This window comes from Candidatus Kuenenia stuttgartiensis (genome assembly GCF_900232105.1).
GTDB classification, from domain to species: domain Bacteria; phylum Planctomycetota; class Brocadiia; order Brocadiales; family Brocadiaceae; genus Kuenenia; species Kuenenia stuttgartiensis_A.
Genome location: NZ_LT934425.1, coordinates 237,950 through 258,383, shown reverse-complemented (window position 1 = coordinate 258,383; position 20,434 = coordinate 237,950). Strand labels below are relative to the sequence as shown.

The window sequence follows — 20,434 nt, the reverse complement described above, 5'->3', positions numbered from 1 at the left end:
AGAACGGGTGTACCCATTTTAGGGTATTGGTAAATATAAATTAATAGTGTAGCATGCGGGAAAGAGATATTTTCTGGTAGATAAAAAAAGAAAAATAATAACCGTCCTAAAGCCAAATTGTTTTTTGTATCTGTAAATATGGTGATTGAAAGTGATTTACAAAGGAGGGACGTATGAAAACTATTCTAGTCGTAGAAGATGATAAAAATCAACGCTTATGGTACAAACAGGAATTGGAAAGGGAAGGGTATAATGTTGTAACCGCAGGGGATGGAACAGATTGCATAAAAATGGTAGATGATTATTTACCGGATATAATAGTAATGGATATTGTTATGCCTAAGATGGATGGACTTGAGTCTATGGGGAAAATTTTAAGCGAGCATAGAAAAATACCAGTCATTATCAACACGGCATATAGTTGTTATAAGGCAAGTTTTTTGTCATGGCCGGCCGATGCATACCTAACAAAATCATCTGATCTTAAAGAATTAAAAAATACGATAAGAGGAATCCTGGGGGAAAATGGGGGGCGTATTTAATAAGGTTAATTATTAAATGTTTTTTGCAAAAGAGAGAAAAGTACAAATGAAAAAAAATGTGATGAACTTTTTTGTCTTGTTTTTCATTGTATTTACGCTTAATGCAGTGCCGTTGGTATACGCAGAGGAGGGAGAGACTTTAAGCGCTGAAGAAGCGGCAGCGCTACAGAAGAAACTTAGCGCCGCACAATTGGAGTTAAAAAAAGCGGTTAAAAATGTTCCGGAAATCGAGAATGCGGGAACCATTAAAGGGGTTGTTACCTGTGCGAGATCAAGGACAAATGCCGATGCTATTGTGTTTATTGAAAAAGTTGGAGATAACGTATTTGATCCGCCAAAAGAACATGCGGTAGTAGACCAATTGAATTTAACCTATGTTCCGCATGTAATAGCAATACAAAAAGGCACCGTTGTTGACTTTCCGAATAGTGATGCTGTACGACACAATGTTTTCTCTCCCCCAACTGCTGCAATGCAATTTAACCTTGGCACCTATCCCGCCGGCGTTGTGAAAGAAGTCTTATTCGATGTTGTGGGAGAAACCCCGCTGCTTTGCAATGTACATGCAGAAATGTCCGGATTTGTCGTTTCATTTGAGAATCCGTATTTTGCAGTTACCGACGATGCAGGAAATTATAGTATTGAAGGTGTTCCACCTGGTAAATATGTGCTAAAAACCTGGCACGAAAGGCTTATGTCTTTGTCCAAAGAGGTTGTGGTGGAAGAGGGAAAGACGGTAAACGTTAATTTTGAACTTAAAAGGAGGAGGTAGGGTATGGTTATTGAAAGGAAATACGGCATAAGACTTTTGACTATTACTATATTATTTTGTGCAGGATTGAAGTTTTCCCATGCACAGGAAGGCGCGATTTCTGACAAGCCAATTATAAAACAGGAAAGTAGGGAATCTAGCTATTCTTCAGTCATAGAAGAACCGATTGATAAGGCTATTGAACATGATAAAGCAAAGAAGGACGGCATTATGAAACGCCATATGGATTTGCTTAATGAACGCTATGATCTCTCCATGAAAGTAACGAACGACGTCACCATGTCACGTGGAAAACCTTTGCCGGTAGGGCCCACTGCGCGGTTGAAAGATGGAATGTCATGGGAAAAACTGTCAACTATGACGCCGGAAGATATAAAAGAAAAAAATGTATTTCCGTATCTTCCTCTGCCCCATCCAAACCATGCCACCGGCGGGATGTTGTTTTCTCAAATACAGGTGGAAAAATTCCCACGGCTGAAGCGCTTTGATCTGGATTTTGACATACCGGAGTATTTTTTGCCAGAATTTCCGCCTGCCATTTTTCTTACTACTCATAAGGATAAAGGAGATGTGTCTCAGGGGAAAGTGGTGACTTTGGAAAACTATTATGAATTGTTTAATGGTCTTTTAAATCCTAAACAACTTGAGGGCCTGCGGCTTTTGGTAACACAGTTTCCTCAGCAGCAGTTTAATGCAACTGCTGACAGGAAGAGTGAAAAGCCCAGTCAGGGAGTAACCTGTTTTGATTGTCACCTGAATGGCCACACATCGGCAGCCACGCATCTGGTGGGAGATATCCGTCCGCAATCTCATAGAAATCGCCTCGATACCCCAACGTTACGTGGGGTTAATATTCAGCGGCTTTTCGGGTCGCAACGCGCATTAAAATCCATAGAGGATTTCACTGAGTTTGAGCAGCGAGCCGCATATTTTGACGGAGATATTCTGACGGCAATAAAGAAAGGTACAAATATTCTTGAACGCGGCAGCCAGGTACATTTCATGGCAGAGTTTCAGTCGCTTCTGGATTTTCCTCCAGCGCCAAAACTTGATATTTTTGGCCGCCTAGATACAAAAAAGGCTACCGATTCTGAAATAAGGGGACAGGCAATATTTTTCAGCAAAGGAAAATGCTTTAAATGTCACCCTGCACCATATTACACCGATAACCTTATGCACGATCTTCAGGTTGAGAGATTCTACAAGCCGCAGGTGATCAATGGTCAGTATATCCGCGCAGAAGGGCCTATCAAGACATTCCCTCTCAGGGGAATTAAAGATTCGCCCCCTTATCTGCACGACGGGAGATTGTTGACGCTGGAAGATACTGTGGAATTTTTTAACCTTGTGTTAGAAACAAACCTGAATGTGGAAGAGAAAAATGACCTCGTTGCCTTCCTGAGACAATTATGATGGTATTTGTTCCAGCTTGAAAACAACAGCTATCGTATAAAAATTAAATGTTTTTCCTGATTACAGCGTGTCGCAAGTGCGACATAGCGGTTGCTGTTCAGAGATAATAAAGAAAGGAGAGAATGCGAAATGAAGAAGATAAGTGTGATTGTAGCAGTAGTGGTAATAGTTACTACCAGTATGTTAACAGAATCCTTTTCCCAGCCCAAGGGGGGTATGAAGTGGAAAGGAAGTTGTGGCTGGAGTACAAGCGGACAATACGGGAGGTTATTTGATCCGGCTACTGTAGAGACCTTACATGGAGAGGTGACGAATGTAGATATCTTTATCCCTCAGAAGGGCATGTCCGGCGGTGTACACCTTACGCTAAAAACGGATAAGGGAGAAATTCCGGTTCATCTGGGTCCGGCCTGGTATATTGAGAACCAGGAAATTGCTATCGAACAGAATGATATGATTGAGGTCAAAGGTTCGAGGATTAATTTCGAAGGAAAACCGGCAATCATTGCCGCAAATGTCAGGAAGGGCGATGCTGTATTAACGCTTCGCGATGAAAAAGGAACTCCTGTATGGAGCGGATGGCGAAGAAAGTAACGTTGCTGTTTTTCATACAAATAATAAATAATGTAATAGTTCCGCCCCTCTCAGGAGACGAACCTTATAGGCAATTTCTTTGCACACTTCCATTCGTCAGTGCGTGCTTTTTGACAAAGTATTTAATGGTGAAATACGAAATGCTAAATACGAATCCACCCCCTGCACCCCCGCCAGCGGGGGACATTATCCCCCTTTAGAGGAGGCAAGGGGGAGGATTTTGGAATTTGTTTCGGATTTCGGATTTCGTGCTTCGTATTTTTTATTTATAGGTGGGTGAACTATTGCCAAATGCTCAAATACCCGGCAAGGAGAATTAACATGTATTTCAAACAAATTGAAACTCCTGGGATCGGTTGCCTTTCTTATGTGATTGGTTGCCCCGCTGCAAAAGTTGCGGCAGTTATTGACCCTAAAAGAGAGATACAGGAATACCTTGATATAACGAGAAATCAGGGAATGAAGATAACACACGTTATCGAAACACATATCCATGCCGATCATATAAGCGGCAATTTGGAAATCACCGCCCGTACAGGCGCTGATATCTATTTTTACGAGAAAGCGCCCGTTGCCTTTAAACACAAGACTTTAAAAGAAGGAGACACTATTGAATTAGGTACGGCAATACTTGAGGTGCTACATACTCCCGGACACACGCCGCATTCCATCTCGCTTTTAGTAAAAGACACAAGCAGGTCGGAGGAGGAACCATGGTTTATGCTAACCGGTGATCTTCTGTTTGTCGGGGATGTAGGAAGGCCTGACCTGGCAGGTAAAGAACTTTTAGAAAAACAGGTAAAAAATCTTTATGAAAGTATTTATAAAAAATTAGGTAAACTACCCGATCGTTTAGGGGTTTATCCGGCACATGGACAAGGCTCTCTTTGCGGAAAAGGCATTAGTTCTAAAACCAGCACAACGCTGGGATATGAACGCCACGCGAACCCTCTTCTACGTCTTGATTCTTTGGATGAATTTAAAAAATCTTTAATGCGGGAATACCCTGATCGCCCAAAGAGTTTTTCTCACATTATATCAATGAACATGAAAGGTGCACCATGGCTGGATAAATTCAACGATGACAGACCTCTGACACCCTTGCAATTTAGGGAAGCACTGAAAAGAGGAGCGAAGATCATTGATACAAGGGATGCATCTGCCTATGGCGGCGTACATATTCCGGGAAGTATTAATATCGGCTTTGGGAGTCAAATGGCGAACTGGATCGGTATGGCGGTGGAGCCTGAGTCTAACATCCTCCTGGTCTTTACCGAAGACACAAAGTATAGAGATATGCGCTCCATCCTTTACAGGATTGGTTACGACAATATTATTGGATATTTGCAAAGCGGCATTTCGGCCTGGCAGGAGCAGGGGTTTCCTATACAAAGACTTCCTCAGATCTCGGCGCAGGAATTGCGCGATGAAATTAAGAGTAGTACGTATCAGTATATAATAGACGTCAGGTCGGAATCTGAATGGAACAAAGGGCATATAGAAGAAGCGGAGCTTTTGCCGCTATCGGACATGCTTCTTAAAGAAGTGGATTTGCCCAAAGAAGAAAAAATTATAGTTACCTGTCGCGTGGGATATCGCGGGAGTATAGGGGCAAGTTACTTACAACTACATGGCTATACAAACGTACACAATCTTGCCGGTGGGATGCAGGCATGGTCCAATGCCGGGCTACCATTAAAGGTATGAAAGTATATACGAAAAATGAGCGCCGATGCTATTGGTTGTGAAACTCCAAGCAGGTGAAAAATAACAAAGATAGTGCGGATGAAATCGGAAAGTTAAAAACATTAACGAAGGAGGTTTAACATGCGTACAAAATATTATATTCTTTTATTGATACTGTTTTTTGTTGGTATTCCTCTGTTCTTTGTCTCAAATGTTACTGCGGAGGAAACATATCATATTGAAGGTGTTTTTGTAGAAGGGTGCAGTTGTGATATTCCCTGCCCTTGCGAATTGATTTCTTTCAACATGGGGTGCCAGACGGTGGCCGCTCTGTCTTTGGAAGAAAGTATATTTAAGGGTACAGACCTGACAGGGGTAAAAATTGCATACGCAACGAAACCGGGAGAATGGGTGCGTATTTATGTTGATGCAAAAAATGAAGAACAAAAACAAGCAGCTATAGCATTTGCAAAAATCATTTGCGCCGCATATGGTAAGATAGAAAGCGCTGGTAGTGCGAAAATAGCATTCTCTGGCAAGGGTGGTAATTTCGCTGTGACAGTCGATGGTGGTAAGATTATGGTATTAACAACGGAACCTGTGCTTGGAGGTGACAACGCAACCCCTGTAATGCATACAAACACCAAAAGCAAACTTAATCGGGTATTTATGCAGGGAAGAGTTGTTTCTGCCAGTTTTCATGATGGAGAACGAAAATTTGAACTTAAAGGAAGTAACGCATACTTTAATACAAACATGAAATGTGAGGGCTACTTGGCGGTGCAAAAAGAGGTGAGATGCCCTTTGTGTCATATGCCGCTGAAAGGGAATGAAAATACTGATTACCAGATTACCTATACCAATGGTGAAACAGTATCATATATATGTCCACACTGTGGGTTATGGGAACATGCAGGAAATAAAGACAAAATAGCATCCGTTAGGGCAAGGGATTTTATTAGCGGCGAATGGATGGATGTTTCAAAGATGTACATGCTCCATCATAGCGATGCCGTTCCTGCTTGTTCTGATAACTGGATCGCCTTTGGCAAAAAGGATGATGCAGTAAAATTCCAAAAAGGATTTGGTGGAAAAATCTACACATTTGAAGAAGCCCTTGAAAAAAGAGGCAAACAACCATCAGGGCATTAGTATTTTTCATAATAAGCCTGACTGTACTTGAGAATTAAATACTTAGGGATTTTAAACCGATTATGTAGCGGTAAGGCGAGACTTGCTACGACATTAAATGTTTATGGATTTCAATATTTTCAGTTAAGCAATGAACAAACCCACCCCTCAAACCCCTCCTATAGAGACGCATGGCCCTGCGTCTCTATATCAAATTCCCCTATTTGGAGGGGTAAGGGGTGGGTAAAAATGAATGCCGGTTGGTTTTTTATTTAAAAACCCAACCTAATTTAAAAATATGTATTAAAGGCCTGGCACGAAAAAAACTCAAGGAGATATCACATAAGTTGCAGTAGAGGTGGGTAAGGCGGCTATCTAAAATTTTGAGTTAAAAAGAAGAAGAAGATAATCGTTGGCCAAAACAGTCTTTAGTAGGGTGGATAAAGGCGCAGTCTTGGTATTAACAATATTCCACCGAAAGTTTGCACCTATTCATGTGTTTATTGCCAGTTGGGGTACACGATGCGAAGGCTTGTTAAGCGACGTGAATTTTATAAACCTGATGTTATTCTGAAAGAAGCGGATGAGAAAATAGAGAAGCTAAGGGAATCTGGAGAATACATAGATTACCTTACTTTTGTGCCTGACGGTGAACCTCCCTGGATGTCAATCTTGGTCTGGAGATTGAAGCGCTGAAATCGTATGGGATAAAGATTGCGGCGATTACCATGTATCCCTCATCTGGCGTGCAGATGTCCGGCGCAAAATCAACAGGCCTTACAAAATTTGTAACTATTCAGCGAAAATAATTTAGAATTTACTTGACAGCAGAAATGTTACAAACAAGCAATTTACCTGGTAGTGTATGTATATGTTTGTAAATGCGTTAAAAACAGGCAGCAAGATGCCGTGCATAGAGACGTGTGTGGGGTCTGTTCAGTTATAGAATTTCGAGCCCTTGTGGTGTGTTATAGAGCGAAAGAAAAGGGTGAAAAAACCTGCAGTATAATAGATGCAGTAGATAATTTCAGGCTAATTATATATACAGGTATCATCCATTGACGATAGAGAATATAGACGTAGACGCAACACTCCAAAAAGTAGAGAAGCTGCTTTCAGAAGAGAAAGGGCTGTCACCGGCGGTGAGGTCAATGATAGAGTTGTTGGTATTATTGATAACACTGCTGGTAGGACGTCTGAACCGGAACAGCCGCAACAGCAGCAAGCCTCCCTCAAGCGATCCGAATCGCAAGAAAGAAAGCAAGGCGAAGGGTGAAAGGAAGGCAGGCGGGCAAAAGGGCCGTGATGGAGTAACGCTCAAAAAGGTAGACAATCCTGATGAGGTGGAAGTAATAAAAGTAGACCGGAGGAAGTATCCGCGCAGCAAATACAAGGTGGTAGGTTACGAAGCACGCCAGGTGTTTGATATAAAGATTTCGCGTGTAGTAACGGAGTATCGTGCAGAGGTAGTAGAGGATGCGAAAGGGAACCGGATTGTAGCGTCATTTCCGGAAGGGGTAACAAAGGCGGTGCAGTATGGTCCGGATTTGAAAGCGCATGCAGTCTATATGTCGCAGTATCAATTGATACCCTACAAGAGGATACAGGAGTATTTTGAAGGACAGATTGGGATACCGCTGAGTGAAGGTTCTGTTTACAACTTTAACAGGGAAGCCTACGAGTCATTGGAACCCTTCGAAGTGAGAGCCAGGGAAGAACTTGCAAAATCAGAGGTGATGCATGTGGATGAAACTAGTATCAACAAGAATGGAGACAGGTATTGGTTGCACAGTGCATCCAATAGTTTGTGGACGTACTTTTTCCCGCATGAAAGACGTGGAACAGAAGCGATAAATAGTATCGGGATATTACCTGAATTTAAGGGGATTCTTTGCCACGACCATTTGAAGTCGTATTACACCTATAGCAACTGTACGCATGCGTTGTGTAATGCACACCACTTGAGGGAATTGGATGGTGTGTGGGAAGATGATAATAAGCAGGAGTGGGCGAAAGAGATGAAAGCATTACTTAAAGAGATAAACCGTGCGACGAGTGATGCCGGGGGAATGCTGGGAACTGATGAGTCAGAAAAATACCGGCAAAGGTATAGGAAGATACTCCAAAACGCAGAAGCCGAAAGCCCTCCTCCTGATGAAACGAACCGTAAGGGAAAAAGGGGGAGGGTAAAAAGGACAAAGGCACGGAATCTTCTGGAACGATTGAGGACGTATGAGGGTGATGTGTTGAGGTTTATGGACAATAAAAATGTTCCCTTTACGAACAATTTGGCAGAAAACGATATCAGGATGACGAAGGTTCAGCAGAAGATATCTGGCTGTTTTCGTTCTTTGGAGGGAGCGAAAATTTTCTGCCGCATTCGGAGTTATCTCTCGACCTGTCGAAAACAAGGTGTAAATTTGAGCCGGGCATTACAGATGCTATTCCGTGGCGAATTGCCTGATTTTGCTAGCTCGTAGCGACAGTGGGTGAAAATACGCTGAATAGATACCAAAATTTTGCAATTAGCCTCAATTTTGAGCGGGGATGCTTTAATTTGCTAAAGTTTATGATGGAGAACAGGTGACAGAGACGATGCTCTTAAAAGGTAACTATTCAGCGTAAACGATACTATGTTCAGTACAAGGTTTGGGAACGAGCCGTGTATCGTTTACGCTGAATAATTACGAATGCAAACTAAAATTAAATCAAAAAATTAATGAGAGGGATAAAAGTGAAAAAATATTTATTATCATTATTAGTTGTAATTGCAATTGGTTTTTTCCCCATAATAGGATGTAAAAAAATAGGTAGGGGATACAAATCTGAAGAATCAACAGAAACGGTCGAAAAAAGTACACCTGCGTCTGCTAAAGAGAAATCACCATACGTTTCTGAAGAAGAAAAGACCGGAATTACAGGAGAAGGAACATCTTTGGAGACGGAGAAAGGATTGCCTGAAACAGAAAAAACGGAAATGATAATAACAGATGCGGAGGGGAAAGCAAAGGAACTCTGGGATACGATACACAAAGAGAATTACAAACTGAATTGGAAGTTATGGCCGGATACGGGAGACTTTTATAAAGGAAGGCAGCCACATGGGGAATTGCTGACTACCTATGTGAATGATATTGCATATGATGCAATTAAAAATAAGAAAGGAAAGCTGTCCTCTGGAGCGATAATTATTACTGAGAATTATACATCAGATAGAAACATTACCTTTATAACAGTAATGCATAAAATAAAAGGCTTCAATCCGCTTGCGAATGATTGGTTTTGGGTAAAATATGAAACTGATGGTGAAATTACAACTGTTAAAAAAAATAATAAGGCATTAAAGTTGGCAGGAAAAGTTGCTGATTGTATAGAATGCCATAGTTTGCAGACCGACAATGATTATATTTATACAAGTCCGATTGTGGACATAGGGAAAGAAATAAGCGAGACAAAAAAGAAAGAAGAAGAAGTTATGAATGCCAAAAGGATAGCTACTGAAATCTGGAATAAAATGAAGAGTGACAATTACCAGGAAAGTTGGAAAATGTGGCCAGATAAAGAGGCTTTCTATAATGGAATTGATCCACATGGGACTTTATTGAGCACGTATGTAAATGAAGTGGCTTATGATTCTATTGTCAGTAAGAAAGAGTCCATGCCTTTTGATGCTGTTATCGTTACTGAAAACTACATGTTTGATAAAAGTTTAGAATACATTACCGTAATGAAGAAGATAAAAGGTTTTAATCCTGAAAACAATGATTGGTTTTGGATCAAGTTTAAACCAAATGGTGCAATAATGACTGAAGAAAAATATGGGAAAACTATTTCTTTGGCTGGTAAAGTCGATAACTGCATTTCTTGTCACAAAAACCAGTTTCTTAATGATTATATTTATACAAGTTTTGTAAAAAGTATTACAAAAAAAGAAATAACAGAGGAAAAACCGAAAGGAACCGAGCCTGTTTATGAATTAATGGCGAAAGAACTATGGGAAAGAATGCAAAATGAAAAGTATCGGGAAAACTGGAAAATGTGGCCCGGGAAAAATGCTTTTTATGAAGGAACAGAACCACATGGGTTTTGGCTTACCACATATGTAAACGATCTCGCCCATGAGGCAATTAAACATAAGAAAGGTGAATTACAACCAGGTGCGATAATAATTAAAGAGAATTATAGAAAGGATAAAAACATTGATTCTATAACGGTAATGCAGAAAATAAAAGGTTTTGATCCTGATGCGAAGGATTGGTTCTGGATTAAATATGAACCGAATGGTGACGTTATGGTCACAGAGAAAGAAGAAGGCGGAGAGACGAAGACCATCAAGCTGGCCGGTAAGCTGTCATCATGTATTAAATGCCATGGGGCACAGACCAGTAATGATTATATCATGACAACTCCTTTAAAAGTAATGCATACCTACTAATCGATTAAGCATTTGGAGGCAATGAAGGAATCGGGAATGAAAAAATATTTAATAGTTATATTGTTTCTGTTGCTTAATACTACTATTGCTTTTTCGGGAGAAATTTACGGAACAATAAAAAAAGATGGAAAGCCAATAGCAGAAGGGTCAGAGATAAAACTTGAAATGCTAACATCCGGAAAGACTTACTCTTCAAAATGTGCACAATATGGATCCTATTCATTATATGTGCCGGGGAAAGGACGTGGCCTTCTTATAATACGGAATGAAGAATTAATGTCAGAACCGATTTTAATATATATCTATGAGAATGCGATCCAATATGATTTCGTTTTAGAAGAAAAAAACGGTTCTTTCCTGGCAAGGAGAAGATAAGCATGGCGGAGAAAGAAAAAGCTAAAAAAGAAAAATATTTGGGTACTAAATTTGAAAAGTTTACTACACATTATCTAGGGCCATGTGGCAGCCTGATTATTGCAACTGCAATACTTATTTCAGGATATTTAGGTTCCAATTATTTAAAGGAGCGGGCAGATGCTAAAGCACGTTCAGAAAAGGGTGTACTCACCATGGAGGCAATACAGATATACTCCGATATGATGAGGGAACAAGAAGAGGCGGAAAATAAATTGCACGAAGATATGTTTAATTCAAGTATGAAAGTGTTTTCTATGCCGGATACCTGTAAACTTGAAGAACAAATATTAAATTTGGAACTTCTTGCTTTAAACTTCCATGAAACTTTTAATTTGAAACCTTTTTTTAGTTTTATAAGAGAACAAATACAAGTTTCTTCGGGATATGCCCCGAAAGAAATATATTTAACTCGTTTATATGCTACAGCAAAATCGATAATGAAAAAGCAAATGATGGTTTTAGAAGGAGAGGGTGAGAAATTTTCACGAATGGTAGATTTGGAAAGGCTGGGGCAAATTCAGGGAAGTCTTCAACTAGAAGAAGAAAGTCTTATTGTAGAAGGGATAAAGAGAAACTATAAAATTTATGTACGAAAAGCGAACGATAAATTAAAAGAAATGTTGGTCAGGTTGGAAATAAGAACACAGAGAAAATCTTCAGAAGACGTTAATACAATAATTTCTGAGTATAGGCTAGATTATTTTAATTTTCCTATGATTCATAATGTTACCCTGTTACATGATCAACGGTGTGCAATTGTATTGAATGAATTTACAGAATCATGTGCGGATATCACACTGGTAACATTCCCTGGTTCTTTGGCCGTAAGGGGAAAACCCTATTATCAGGAAGTGATTCAAAACCTCCTCATGACAGGAAAATTATTTGATGAAAATATCAACAAAGAACTTTGGTAGCCTTATAATATGAACAAAGTATTTTGTTGGAAAAGTGTCTAAAAAAACTGTAACGATTTTCTGGAGAAATAATAGTAATAGAAATGCCTTTTTTAAAATCAATGTTATTTATTTTGAAACAGAACCTATTCATATAGGATTGTAAGATAAAAGAATGTTGATTCCTTTATACAGAGAAAATAAGCATGGAATATGAGAAAGAAGAGACGAATATTCAATATTGTAGCAGGGTAGAAAGGCTTATCAGTTGTTATATCGGACCATGCGGAAGTCTTTTTGTTGCAACGGCTATTCTTGTTTCCGGATATTTAGGCTCCAATTATTTAAAGGAACGGGCGGCTGCTAAAGCACTTACAGAAAGAGGAGTACTCACCATGGAAGCAATTCAAGTCTACTCCGGTATTATGAGGAAACAAGAAGAAGCGGAAAATAAATTGCGTGAAGACCTGTTCAATTCAAGTATAAAAATATTTTCTGAAGCTGATACGTTTAAACTGAATGAGCAAATGTTAAATTTTGAACTTATTGCAAATAATTTCCATGAAAGTTTTAATCTGAAACCATTTTTTGAATATATGAAAGAAAAAATGTCTGTTTCTTCTCTATCCAATAATATGCATAAAGAGTATTTAACGCGTTTGTATCAAACTGCACAGACAATAATTGAAAAGCAGATGTTGATTTTGGAAGGAGCCGGCGATAAATTTTCGCGAATGGTTGATATTGAACGGCTTGAACAAAGCCATGGGTCCCTTCAGTTAGAGGAAGATAACCTTATGGTAGAAGGTATCGAGAGAAACTATAAAACGAGTGTAATAAAAGTCAACATCGAATCAAAAGAAATATTAGTCAGGCTGGAAGTCAGGACGATAAAGGAGAATGCTACGGAAGTCGATAAAAAAACTACCGAGTTTTGGGTAAGCCTTTTCGATTTTCCTATGATTCATAATGTTACTTTGTCGTATGATCAACGGTGTGCAATTGTACTGAATGAATTTACAGAATCATGTGCAGATATAACGCTTGCAACGTTTCCTGGTTCCCTTGCAAGCAGGGGAAAGCCGTATTATCAGGAAGCAATTCAAAACCTTCTTGTGACGGGCAAGTTATTTGTTGAAGATAGCGACAAAACAAAACAATGGTAGTCTGCGTCAGTCAATTCTTTTGTCAGATATTCTTACTGCAGGTGCATTTTTGATAAACATATTTTTCCCATTTGTTGTTAAGGGTTTTTTGCATGAAAACTGTAGAAATCGTTATTTAAATTTTTTTTAAAATGAAAGGAGATAGTACTATGCTTTACTGGGCTTTGGTTTTTTTTATCATTTCAATTGTTGCTGCTTTTTTAGGTTTTGGCGGGTTGGCTGCTGCGTCGGCAGGGATAGCAAAGATATTGTTCTTTATTTTTATAGTTGTCTTTATCTTCTTTTTGATAGCCGGATTATTCGGGAGGCGAAGACCGCCGGTTTGAAATACTTTTTCAGACTTTCAAGGTGTGGAAAAGCAAAATATGTTTCATCTTATACCATTTTAAAAGGAGATATAAATTGTTAAGAACGATACTGATAGTACTACTCGTTTTGGCTCTTCTTGGGGCATTACCGACGTGGCCCTATAGTATAAGTTGGGGGTTTTATCCAAGCGGTTCTTTGGGATTTATCCTGATAATTTTACTCATTTTACTTTTAATCGGGCGTATTTAGAAAGAGGAGATTTGTTATGGATAAGAGAAAGGCATATGAAGAAAAGCTAGATGCACAACTAAGGGAATGGAGATCAAAGATTGAGAATTTAAAGGCCAAAGCGGACAAGGCAAATGCAGAAGCAAAGATAGAATACTATAAGAACATCGATTCATTGGAAAACGACTATAAAGCATTGCAAGGCAAGCTCCAACAACTCAAATCTGCAGCAGAAGAATCCTGGGAAGATATCAAAGCAGGGTCAGAAACAGCTTGGGAAGCACTGAAATCCGCTTTTAGCAATGCAATGGCAAAATTTAAAGATTAATCATGAAAACCAGTGACAATGAAGGAAGTTTTTAAGCATATTTTATAATTAAACCAGTGGGGAGGAATATACACATGAGAAAGATGACAGAACAGAATATGATTAATGCATTTGGGGGTGAAAGTCAGGCCTTTATGCGCTACACCCATTTTGCGAACCTGGCTGATAAAGAAGGCTATCCTAATGCCGGTCGATTATTCAGGGCAATTGCTCATGCAGAAACGATTCATGCAAGAAGCCATTATGAAACATTAAAACATTTGAACGGTGGATTTGTGGCGAATAGTGCTGCGACTTTCGGTCCCGGTGAAACGCTAAAGAATCTGGGTCTTGCTCTGATGGGGGAAGAGTTTGAAATCAATGAAATGTACCCTGTTTTTATTGAAGTTGCAAAATTTCAGAAGGAAAATGATGCACAACGAAGTTTTGAATGGGCTTTGGGAACAGAAAAAATGCATAAAAAGCTGTTTGATAAGGCGAAAGATGCAGTGAATAATAATAATGATCCAAAACTTGATGCAATCCAGGTATGTTCCGTTTGTGGTTATACTTTGGAGGGTGAAGCTCCTGACACGTGCCCTCTTTGCAATGCTACTAAAGAAAAATTTGAAAAATTTGCTTAAGTATTTTCCTTTATCATTATTATAAATATAGGGACACTTCCTCTTATTTTCCCAGATCAATCAAGAAATATGGGAAGTGTCCTGATTATTCTCATATGCCTTGAGTTTTAATTATATGCCCTTATAGACTCCTCTTGGATCAACCACATCATACGTGGAAATATTGTATTTCCACTTCTTTTGATCATTTTACCTAAAATAATTTGCCATTGATACCAACCTGTCTTCGCCCTTTATTTCCTTCATTATTGGCTACGAGGGGAATGCCTTTGCTTTCACTGGAAATGTAGAAGATGATCTCTTGAGCATCACAGTCGTGTATCCCATGCGTGAGGAAGCGGTAAAAGGATTTCTGGATCTGGCAAAGGATGATTGGTCAGTTGTTAATGAGTTAGTTGTACACAGCCAGCTTATCAGGAAGGAATACGACGAAAACATCTTCTATAGTCAAACAAATATGATTTTAGAATATTTACACACCCCTAAATCCCCTCTTTTTAGCTGGGGATGACCCATATTTTTTGCTGGACACCGTGTTAACCGTATGTTACACTGTGTACATGCTTAGAGTAGGAGGTCGAATATTTTCAGATGATGTAATAAAGCGTTTATCAGAAACTATCCAAAAGGAACCCTGTCTATCGCGTCGTAAACTGTCGCGTCTGGTATGCGAATGGATGGACTGGAGGAATCAAGCGGGCCGTTTGCAAGAGATGAGTTGTCGCAAGGCGTTATTGGAATTGGATCGTCGTAAAGAGATCAATCTTCCAAAGGTGAACAAGCATTATGCATTTCAAAAAGTCAATAAACCTGCGGAGGCGCCTCCGATTGCGGAAGTGTCATGCGAGCTAGCGGAGTTGGGTGACGTAGAGATTATACGGGTTACAACGAGATTCCATTCGAAACTTTGGCGTAGCATGTTAGAAGCGCATCATTATCTTGGAAGTGGGCCCCTATGCGGGGCGCAACTTCGGTATCTTGTACGCAGTGAACATTACGGATGGATAGGAGGGCTAAGTTATAGTGCCTGTGCCAGACGGGTGGAAAGTCGCGACGAGTGGATAGGATGGACGGAGGAAGCACGTAAGCGGAATCATACGTTTGTTATCAATAACAGTCGGTATTTAATAGCGCCTACGGTAAGAGTAAAATGTTTGGCATCGCATGTATTGGCAAAATGCCAAACACGTTTGGTAGATGATTGGGAAAGAGTGTATAAATATCGTCCTGTACTTTTAGAAACCTATGTGGAACGAGGACGGTTTTCCGGAAGCTGTTATCGGGCAGCTAACTGGAAGTATGTTGGAGGCACGGAAGGTCGAGGACGAAAAGGAACAGGTGCAACGGTCAAAGACGTTTATGTTATGCCGTTGCAAAAGAAATGGCAGGCGGTGTTGTGTTGTTGTGCCGATGGCAAAGTACATGTTCGCCAAAGAGTGGCACAAAAAGAGCCTCGGGATTGGATAGAAGCGGAACTTGGAGGAACAAAATTGGGCGATGCACGATTGACCTCAAGACTTTTAGAAATGACAGGTATGTTTTATGACAAACCTTTGGCAAACATTCCGCAGGCGTGCGGCTCAGTCAGTGCGACTAAGGCTGCATACCGATTCCTTGACAATGAGAATGTAGATTGGAAGGCGATATTGCAAGCTCATTATGAGGCCACGGAAGAGCGTGTGAAGGAGAATAGTTTGGTTTTGGTAGCGCAAGATACTACGACTCTGAATTATAGCACACATCCGAATACGCAGGGGTTAGGGCCGATAGGTACTAAGAGTGAAAAAGTTCGTGGACTGATGGTGCATGATACGATGGCGTTTACTGAAAGTGGTACACCCTTGGGACTTCTGAATGTGCAATGCTGGGCGCGGGACGGAATAGGCAGCAAACATGAACGACACAAGAAGCCTATCGAAGAGAAGGAAAGCTGGAAATGGGTGGAGAGTTACCATGCAGTATCGCAAGTACAGAAACGCTGTCGAAACAAATCTTTGCTGGTGGTTGTGGCAGATCGTGAGGCCGATATTCACGAGGTATTCGCTGAGCAGTATAATACGCCTGATGGCGCTCAGTTGCTGATCCGTGCAGAACGTTCGCGCAATAGAACGGTTGTTGATGATAAAGAATCATGCGAGTTTTTGTGGACTAAACTGGAACAGCAACCGGTTATAGGTACCCGCGAAATATTGATACCTCCGAGTGAGAAACGCTCCGCACGTCAGGCAATACTTATGGTACGAACGATGCCTGTTACGCTACGCCCACCTATGCTAAAAAAGAATATGCCTGCGGTCAGGGTGTGGGCGGTGCTGGCGCAGGAAGTCAATCCGCCTATCGGAATTGATGGGTTAGAATGGATGCTGTTAACTACAGTTGCGGTTAAGCATGAAAAAGATGCTTACGAACGTTTGGAATGGTATGCTCGCCGATGGGGTATTGAGTGTTATCATCGTATTATCAAGAGCGGTTGTCGTGTCGAGTCCCGGCAGTTGGAGAGTGCCCGTCGTCTGTGCAACGCTTTGGCCATTGATATGATTATAGCTTGGCGTATCCATTACCTGACTACTTTAGGACAAGAAACACCTGATGTCCCTTGTACTGTCTACTTCAGCGATTCTGAATGGAAAGCATTGACAACTTTTGCGAACAAGGTCAAGGAGCCTCCTGATTTACCTCCAAGCCTCAATGATGCCGTGCGGCTTTTAGGTAAACTTGGCGGTCATCTGGGTCGCCGTGGTGATGGCCATCCCGGAAGTGAAGTACTTTGGCGAGGCATGTCACGTTTGGCTGATATTGAAGTTGCTTACGAACTTTACACCACTTAGCCTTCAGCTCAATTGGCCGTACAACTACGGTGCTCTTGAAATTTGTGGGTAAAGATTAGCTTTTTAGAGGGGACTTCCGGCTTTCTCCTATAAAAAGAGGGGTGGTAGCGGAGCAGACGGGGTGTGTATTACATGCTGCGTTATCCTGAATTTCCAAAACTTGATTTGTTTGGCTATAATGGAATAATATAAATTAGGTTGGGTTTTTGTCTTTTAACGGATGTTCACCCCAAGTCAAAAAACAAAAGTGCCGTAAAAGCCTTATATTTATTGACTTTTACGCCGAACAGCAAGCTTTTTTCTAGTGACTACCCGTATGTTCCGGCTTGGCAATACTTCTGGCAACTTTATCTGTAATGCCTCTAATAATTCATGTGATTGTTGCCGCGGACGCGGGATCTTCTGGCAACTAGCTTTTTGGCCTTTGATTGTTACTTCCATCGAACAAATGGTCGTCAATTGTGCGAGACCTTCCTCTACCGTCAAGTCAAAATTCTTCCACGCTCTGCGCAGCCTTCGAATTATCATGTACGCAAGCATTACCACAAACACATGTCCCCGTGTACTATCCTCCTTTCTTACATACACCGGACGAACCTCCAAATTCACCGTCTTACAGTCCCGAAACGCCTTCTCCACTTCCGTTAAATCCTTGTATCGTTCATGTACCAGATTGGTATCCGCCTCGTTCTCCTCAAGATCAGTCTTGATTGCGTAACAACCATCAAGGTATGATGCCTCCTTTAATGCTTCCTCATCTCTCTCTATCTTTAGCGTCCTATCCTCTTCTTTTATCTGCACCCACCCATCAAGTTTCAATCTCGTTAGCCTTTCCCTTGTTGTTTCCAGTGCCTTCGATACTGACGACTTAGGATGTTCCTTCAGATAACTGTTCTTCTTCACGATGTATTTCTCTATACTCTGTAATTTTGATACACGGGTCTTTGACATCTCTTCCGCCCTTACCGGATTGCGCCTCAGAATATATCGAACCTCATCATCCTTTATCTCGCAGAGCTTTTCTTCGAACAATCCTAATTGCAGTATCCCTTTATTTATCAACGACTCTATCTGCGGCTTAGTTATCGCCGTTATGTAATGAAACCCTTCCGGTAAACTTTCGATTTGCACCGTCTTGATCATCCCACGATCTCCTACAATCGTTACATCTTTGCATCCAAACCGCTCTAATACCTTCTTTACCTGAGATTCAAAGGTCTTCGGATCCTGGGTGTTGCCCCTAAATACTTCTGTTGATACCGGCTCCCCGGATTCATCACAAAGCATACCGATCACTATCTGTTTTTTCCTCTTTTTGCCGTCACGATTATACCCGTACTCACCAAAATGATTCGACTTCCCCTCTAAATAACTGCTCGTCACGTCATACAAAAACAACTTCGGCTTATTGCCTCCTCGTCTTAACTCAAACAGCTTTCGCTCTATCTTTGCCTGATTCTCTGACAACCATGACAAATTATCGTACAGATTGTTCTCGTCAAACCCACGCTTCATATCCAGGACGTCACCCGCAGCATGTATCTGCGCCAGCCTTACTGCAGACAGTCTTGACCCCCGGCCTATTACCCTTGCCATTACTTGCCAAAGCGCCAGCTTTCCTTCAAAGTCCTTTCCCAATGCCTCTTCTATCCCTAATTCCTTTGCCACTTGGTACACGCTCCACGCTGCTCCCACAGACAAACCCTCATGGAGTTTCACCGATTCTGACAATGCGCCCAATGCACAGAGATCGTCTTTATGTGCGAGTGCAAGTCTTATCGCTTCAATCTCCAGGGGAGTGCAATTCGACAGATTCGCAATGGTGCGTTTCTTGACCTTCCCATCCTCACGGTACGATTCCCGCAGAAGGGTAGATCGATAGATTTTTTTACCGGATTTTGACTTGTTCTCTACAATATGCATGTCCACCATTGTACAGATAACAACCATTATCCGTCAAGTATATTGTCGTATAATAACAATATATTAGTGACTACATATTTATTAAAAATACAGCCTTAACAAACTATGTATTAAGCACTTATGCGTTTTGGCAGGGGTGAACATCCGTTTTAAAAACCCAACCTAATTTATAAACTGGGGCTAGTGCACTATAGCCGCAACTAAAAAAGTTACTTGGTACTGAATAACGAATACTATCGTTTGTTTTTTTGACAAATTTGAAATTCTAATATCAAAATCCGAAACAAATTCGAACGACAAAAAACAAATGCTCCAAACTTTACGGAAGCCTCATCTAATTAATGCCTTACGGTTATGCATTCTGAAAAACGAGTATTAGAAACAAGAAGTTGATGGATAGTAGTACAAAGGATACAGAACATAAATGACACAAAGAAAAACTTACAAAAAGGGGAACCACAGATTACACAGACTTCGTCGTGAGCTCAGTCGAACGATTGCACAGATTAAAAAATTCACTACAAATTTACCAATGACCAATGTGACTAATGATATTTCCTTAGCGTGTTCAGGTTTGCAAACCTGAACACGCCGGGAGTTGTGTAATGTTTATGCTGAATAGTTGCGTTTTTGTGTTATTTTTTAGTTTGACTTCATAGATTTTTTATATAGCATACCTAATGGCAAAGGTTGGGGGCAGAAACGAGAGGGGCAATGTTTTATGTTGCCTGTCAAAGGATAGGCCACACAATGAAAAGTAATAATCGTTGTGTGGCTTTTTTTGTTTCAACGCAATGTCCATCTTTCGGACATAGCGACGTTAATCTAATCTAATCTAATTTAATGTAAGATAAAATTCAGTTTTTACGTGTAAAATTATTTTCTTTTTATTATTATTAATGGTAACTATTCAGCGTAAACGATACACGGCTCGTTCCCAAACTCCAGTTTGGGAATGCATTTGTTCGAGAAACTCCGGTTTCTCGCCTGTTTGCTGATAGATAGGAAATAAAATCACAGGGTTCAGACAGTTTGTAATTTGTCAAGTCAGACCCTCACTGGAAACAAAGTTTCCAGTGCAATTGCGTTCCCAAACTGGCAGACTGGGTCAAATGAAAAACATTTATGGCCTAAAAAGGTCAC

The 20,434-nt window shown here is 40.6% G+C and carries 19 protein-coding genes; 18 read left to right on the top strand and 1 reads right to left on the bottom strand.

Translation table 11 applies throughout. The features are described 5' to 3' along the window. Positions 1-173 precede the first annotated feature (173 nt). The 18 genes from KSMBR1_RS01325 to KSMBR1_RS01245 all read left to right on the top strand — a co-directional run bounded on the left by KSMBR1_RS01325 (position 174) and on the right by KSMBR1_RS01245 (position 17,368). Positions 174-542, top strand: coding sequence for a response regulator (locus KSMBR1_RS01325; protein ID WP_099323705.1), 369 nt, complete (start codon positions 174-176; stop codon positions 540-542). Positions 543-588: 46 nt separating this feature from the next. Further along, positions 589-1,314 carry a carboxypeptidase regulatory-like domain-containing protein gene (locus KSMBR1_RS01320; protein ID WP_157775648.1) on the top strand — a complete coding sequence of 242 codons (726 nt, stop codon included), beginning with the start codon at positions 589-591 and terminating at the stop codon, positions 1,312-1,314. Positions 1,315-1,317: 3 nt separating this feature from the next. Next, positions 1,318-2,727, top strand: a complete 1,410-nt coding sequence (locus tag KSMBR1_RS01315) for a cytochrome B6 (protein ID WP_197705300.1) — start codon at positions 1,318-1,320, stop codon at positions 2,725-2,727. Positions 2,728-2,856: 129 nt separating this feature from the next. After that, a complete protein-coding gene (locus KSMBR1_RS01310; RefSeq protein WP_099323703.1) occupies positions 2,857-3,321 on the top strand; it encodes a MamS/MamX family magnetosome protein in 465 nt (154 codons plus the stop codon). 321 nt (positions 3,322-3,642) lie between these two features. After that, the gene (locus KSMBR1_RS01305) at positions 3,643-5,028 is read left to right on the top strand and encodes an MBL fold metallo-hydrolase (RefSeq protein ID WP_099323702.1); all 1,386 of its coding nucleotides are present in this window, start codon (positions 3,643-3,645) and stop codon (positions 5,026-5,028) included. Positions 5,029-5,148: 120 nt separating this feature from the next. Continuing rightward, positions 5,149-6,159, top strand: coding sequence for a nitrous oxide reductase accessory protein NosL (locus KSMBR1_RS20595; RefSeq protein ID WP_157775645.1), 1,011 nt, complete (start codon positions 5,149-5,151; stop codon positions 6,157-6,159). A gap of 501 nt (positions 6,160-6,660) precedes the next feature. Further along, positions 6,661-6,834, top strand: coding sequence for a hypothetical protein (locus tag KSMBR1_RS20590; protein WP_157775642.1), 174 nt, complete (start codon positions 6,661-6,663; stop codon positions 6,832-6,834). 362 nt (positions 6,835-7,196) lie between these two features. Then, the gene (gene tnpC, locus KSMBR1_RS01295; protein ID WP_099323701.1) at positions 7,197-8,618 is read left to right on the top strand and encodes an IS66 family transposase; all 1,422 of its coding nucleotides are present in this window, start codon (positions 7,197-7,199) and stop codon (positions 8,616-8,618) included. A 254-nt stretch (positions 8,619-8,872) separates the two neighbouring features. Next, on the top strand, positions 8,873-10,573 hold the full coding sequence (locus KSMBR1_RS01290) for a cytochrome P460 family protein (protein WP_172953463.1): 1,701 nt from the start codon (positions 8,873-8,875) through the stop codon (positions 10,571-10,573). Positions 10,574-10,594: 21 nt separating this feature from the next. After that, positions 10,595-10,948 (top strand): hypothetical protein, encoded by a 354-nt coding sequence (locus KSMBR1_RS01285; RefSeq protein WP_164995109.1) that lies wholly within the window; start codon positions 10,595-10,597, stop codon positions 10,946-10,948. Positions 10,949-10,950: 2 nt separating this feature from the next. Further along, a complete protein-coding gene (locus KSMBR1_RS01280) occupies positions 10,951-11,907 on the top strand; it encodes a hypothetical protein (RefSeq protein WP_099323698.1) in 957 nt (318 codons plus the stop codon). A gap of 185 nt (positions 11,908-12,092) precedes the next feature. Further along, the gene (locus KSMBR1_RS01275; RefSeq protein WP_099323697.1) at positions 12,093-13,052 is read left to right on the top strand and encodes a hypothetical protein; all 960 of its coding nucleotides are present in this window, start codon (positions 12,093-12,095) and stop codon (positions 13,050-13,052) included. A gap of 149 nt (positions 13,053-13,201) precedes the next feature. Next, positions 13,202-13,378, top strand: a complete 177-nt coding sequence (locus KSMBR1_RS01270) for a DUF1328 domain-containing protein (protein ID WP_099323696.1) — start codon at positions 13,202-13,204, stop codon at positions 13,376-13,378. Positions 13,379-13,454: 76 nt separating this feature from the next. Further along, entirely contained in the window at positions 13,455-13,610 is a 156-nt protein-coding gene (locus tag KSMBR1_RS23000; protein WP_099323695.1) for a DUF3309 family protein, read from the top strand. Positions 13,611-13,626: 16 nt separating this feature from the next. Then, positions 13,627-13,917: a sll1863 family stress response protein gene (locus KSMBR1_RS01260; protein WP_099323694.1), complete on the top strand. Its 291-nt coding sequence runs from the start codon at positions 13,627-13,629 to the stop codon at positions 13,915-13,917. Between the two features lie 74 nt (positions 13,918-13,991). Then, a complete protein-coding gene (locus KSMBR1_RS01255) occupies positions 13,992-14,540 on the top strand; it encodes a rubrerythrin family protein (RefSeq protein ID WP_099323693.1) in 549 nt (182 codons plus the stop codon). Positions 14,541-14,841: 301 nt separating this feature from the next. Beyond that, complete coding sequence (locus KSMBR1_RS01250) at positions 14,842-15,051, top strand: hypothetical protein (protein WP_157775639.1); 210 nt, start codon at positions 14,842-14,844, stop codon at positions 15,049-15,051. Between the two features lie 49 nt (positions 15,052-15,100). After that, positions 15,101-17,368: an IS4 family transposase gene (locus KSMBR1_RS01245; RefSeq protein WP_099323691.1), complete on the top strand. Its 2,268-nt coding sequence runs from the start codon at positions 15,101-15,103 to the stop codon at positions 17,366-17,368. Between the two features lie 267 nt (positions 17,369-17,635). On the opposite strand, the gene KSMBR1_RS01240 is transcribed toward KSMBR1_RS01245, so the two are convergent. Further along, complete coding sequence (locus KSMBR1_RS01240; protein ID WP_420886551.1) at positions 17,636-19,291, bottom strand: IS1634 family transposase; 1,656 nt, start codon at positions 19,289-19,291, stop codon at positions 17,636-17,638. Positions 19,292-20,434 lie beyond the last annotated feature (1,143 nt).

What these genes read in the sequence shown, in the direction of transcription:
- KSMBR1_RS01245 (WP_099323691.1), top strand. Translation starts at nt 15,101, where the DNA reads ATGCTTAGAGTAGGAGGTCGAATATTTTCAGATGATGTAATAAAGCGT.
- KSMBR1_RS20590 (WP_157775642.1), top strand. Translation starts at nt 6,661, where the DNA reads ATGCGAAGGCTTGTTAAGCGACGTGAATTTTATAAACCTGATGTTATT.
- KSMBR1_RS01270 (WP_099323696.1), top strand. Translation starts at nt 13,202, where the DNA reads ATGCTTTACTGGGCTTTGGTTTTTTTTATCATTTCAATTGTTGCTGCT.
- KSMBR1_RS01275 (WP_099323697.1), top strand. Translation starts at nt 12,093, where the DNA reads ATGGAATATGAGAAAGAAGAGACGAATATTCAATATTGTAGCAGGGTA.
- KSMBR1_RS01315 (WP_197705300.1), top strand. Translation starts at nt 1,318, where the DNA reads ATGGTTATTGAAAGGAAATACGGCATAAGACTTTTGACTATTACTATA.
- KSMBR1_RS01285 (WP_164995109.1), top strand. Translation starts at nt 10,595, where the DNA reads ATGAAGGAATCGGGAATGAAAAAATATTTAATAGTTATATTGTTTCTG.
- KSMBR1_RS01255 (WP_099323693.1), top strand. Translation starts at nt 13,992, where the DNA reads ATGAGAAAGATGACAGAACAGAATATGATTAATGCATTTGGGGGTGAA.
- KSMBR1_RS01260 (WP_099323694.1), top strand. Translation starts at nt 13,627, where the DNA reads ATGGATAAGAGAAAGGCATATGAAGAAAAGCTAGATGCACAACTAAGG.
- KSMBR1_RS01325 (WP_099323705.1), top strand. Translation starts at nt 174, where the DNA reads ATGAAAACTATTCTAGTCGTAGAAGATGATAAAAATCAACGCTTATGG.
- KSMBR1_RS01280 (WP_099323698.1), top strand. Translation starts at nt 10,951, where the DNA reads ATGGCGGAGAAAGAAAAAGCTAAAAAAGAAAAATATTTGGGTACTAAA.
- KSMBR1_RS20595 (WP_157775645.1), top strand. Translation starts at nt 5,149, where the DNA reads ATGCGTACAAAATATTATATTCTTTTATTGATACTGTTTTTTGTTGGT.
- KSMBR1_RS01240 (WP_420886551.1), bottom strand. Translation starts at nt 19,291, where the DNA reads ATGCATATTGTAGAGAACAAGTCAAAATCCGGTAAAAAAATCTATCGA.
- KSMBR1_RS01305 (WP_099323702.1), top strand. Translation starts at nt 3,643, where the DNA reads ATGTATTTCAAACAAATTGAAACTCCTGGGATCGGTTGCCTTTCTTAT.
- KSMBR1_RS01310 (WP_099323703.1), top strand. Translation starts at nt 2,857, where the DNA reads ATGAAGAAGATAAGTGTGATTGTAGCAGTAGTGGTAATAGTTACTACC.
- KSMBR1_RS01320 (WP_157775648.1), top strand. Translation starts at nt 589, where the DNA reads ATGAAAAAAAATGTGATGAACTTTTTTGTCTTGTTTTTCATTGTATTT.